1 pseudogene is annotated in these 2,310 nt (G+C 65.3%); it reads left to right on the top strand.

What is annotated here, in order from left to right:
- Window positions 1-77: 77 nt before the first annotated feature.
- Window positions 78-2,195, top strand: a pseudogene (locus OKC30_RS20565) (PAS domain S-box protein); the annotation flags it as partial.
- Window positions 2,196-2,310: the final 115 nt, after the last annotated feature.

The raw sequence follows: 2,310 nt of genomic DNA on the forward strand, positions 1-2,310 counted from the left end.
GTACGACAACAGGTCAACTGAGCGAAATCGGCGCCTGAGAGACTGCTGTCCTGCTTTGGAATTGTGCAACAAGGCCACTCCCCATCGCCATGGTCTCCCTGACCGATGTGAACAGGCAGTGGTTTCTCGCCCGCACCGGGGTCGATATGTGCGAGATCAACCGGGAGCACTCCTTCTGCGGTCATGCCATTTTGCGCCCCGAGATCATGCAGGTACCGGATGCCAGACGGGATCTCCGCTTTGCCGACAATCCGCTGGTGACCGATGATCCCGGCGTGGTCTTCTACGCCGGCCGCCCCCTGCGCGCCCTCGATGGCGTGGTGCTCGGCACCCTCTGCCTGGTGGACCATGTGCCGCGCCATCTCGACGAAGATGCCTGCCGGGATCTCGACGACTTCGGCCGCCTGGTGGAGAACACCCTGCACGACCTGGAGCGGCGCCACCAGGTGCGTACCCTCAACCAGGTGCTGGAAGACAAGGAGCATCTCTTCACCCTGACCTTCAACCAGTCGTCGGTGGGCATGGCCCTCTCCTCCCTCGAGGGGAAATGGCTGAGAGCCAACCCGGGGCTGGAGCGGCTGCTCGGTTACAGCGAGCACGAGATGCTGAGCCGGACCTGGCTCGCCATGACCCATCCCGAAGATCTGCAACGGGAGCAGCCCCTGTTCGATGCCCTGATCGCGGGGCAACTGCAGGATTACCGGCTGGAGAAGCGGATGATCCGGGCCGATGGCACCCAGTGCTGGGTCCAGCTCAGCGTGACCCTCTGCCAGAGCCGCACCATGGCCCCCCACATGATCGCCGTGTTTGCCGACCTCACCGAGCGCAAACAGGCCGAAGCCGAACTCGTGCGGCTGCAGCAAGGGCTCGAGCAGCAGGTGCAGTCACGGACCCGGGAGCTCTCCCGCACGGTGGAACAGCTGCATCAGGAGATGCGCGAGCGCGGCGCCATGCAGCAGCAGCTGTGGCAGGAGCAGCGCCGCCTGCAGCACATGCTGGAGCACACCAGCAACGCCTTCCTCGAGCTCGATGCCGATTTCATCATCACAGGCTGGAACCCGGCCTCCACCACCCTGCTCGGCTGGCACGCCGACGAGATGCTGGGCCGTCCCCTCTTCGGGCTACTCGGCGCCGAGCATCCCCTGCTGAGCCTGTCAGGCAACCCGCAGAGTCCGCCACGGCGGCTGGAGTGCGACATCATCACCCGCACAGGCCGGCACATCCCGGTCGAGGTGATTGCCGAGCGTTACCAGTTCGACGGCAAGGTGCGCATCGCCCTGTTTTTGCACGACATCACGGCCCGCCGCCAGGTGCTCGCGGAGATCGAGCGTGGCCGTGCCCGACTGCGGGCCATCACCGATGGCCTGCCGGTCACCATCAGCATGGTGTCGCCCGAAGGGCGTTACCTGTTCGCCAACCAAGCCTATTGCCGCTACTTCGGGCTCGATACCGAACAGATGCGGGAAATGAGCGTGCGAGACGTCATCGGCGAGGAGGCCCACGGCAGGGCCATGGCCTATGTGGCAAAGGCCCTCGCCGGTGAGCAGGTGAGTTTCGAGCACCGTTTCGATCTCCCCATAGGCCGACGCGACCTCAGGATCACCATGATCCCGAGCCGGGGCGACGAGCCCGGGGTCTACATCCTCGGCAGCGACATCACCGAGTTCAAGGCGCTGCAAAGCCAGCTGGAACACGAGGCGGCTCACGACCCCCTCACCGGCCTGCCCAACCGGCGCGCCTTCACCCTGCGCCTCTCCCGGGAGCTGGAGCGGGTGCGCCAGAATGCCGACCCCCTGGGCCTGCTGTTCCTCGATCTCGACGGCTTCAAGGGGATCAACGACAGGCTGGGACACCACGTCGGCGATGCCCTGTTGCAACGCTTCGCCCAGGTGCTGAGTGCCGAGGTGCGCCCGGGGGACATGGTGGCGCGCCTGGCCGGCGACGAGTTCACCATCATACTGCCCGCCCTGCGCCAGCCGGAACTGGAGCTGCCCGCCCTGTGCGAGCGGCTGCTGGCGGCCATGGCGGTTCCTGGGGACGTGGCCGGTCACCGGCTGCCCCTTGCCGGCAGCATAGGAGGCGCCCTCTGCCACTCGGGCCAGTATTGTCACATCGACGATCTGCTGCACCGGGCCGATGCCGCCATGTACCGGGCCAAGCAGTCGGGCAAGGGGCGCTTCGCCCTCGATCTCTGACCGTGCTTCGCAAAAATGCAAAACGGCGGCCCGAGGGCCGTAATGCCAGTCAGTTAAGCCTGACTGGCATTGTTTTTACTAGGTTTTCTCGTCGCATACTTCTGTGGTTTGGCTT

It is taken from the genome of Aeromonas sp. QDB18, assembly GCF_027705325.1.
GTDB classification, from domain to species: Bacteria; Pseudomonadota; Gammaproteobacteria; order Enterobacterales; family Aeromonadaceae; genus Aeromonas; species Aeromonas caviae.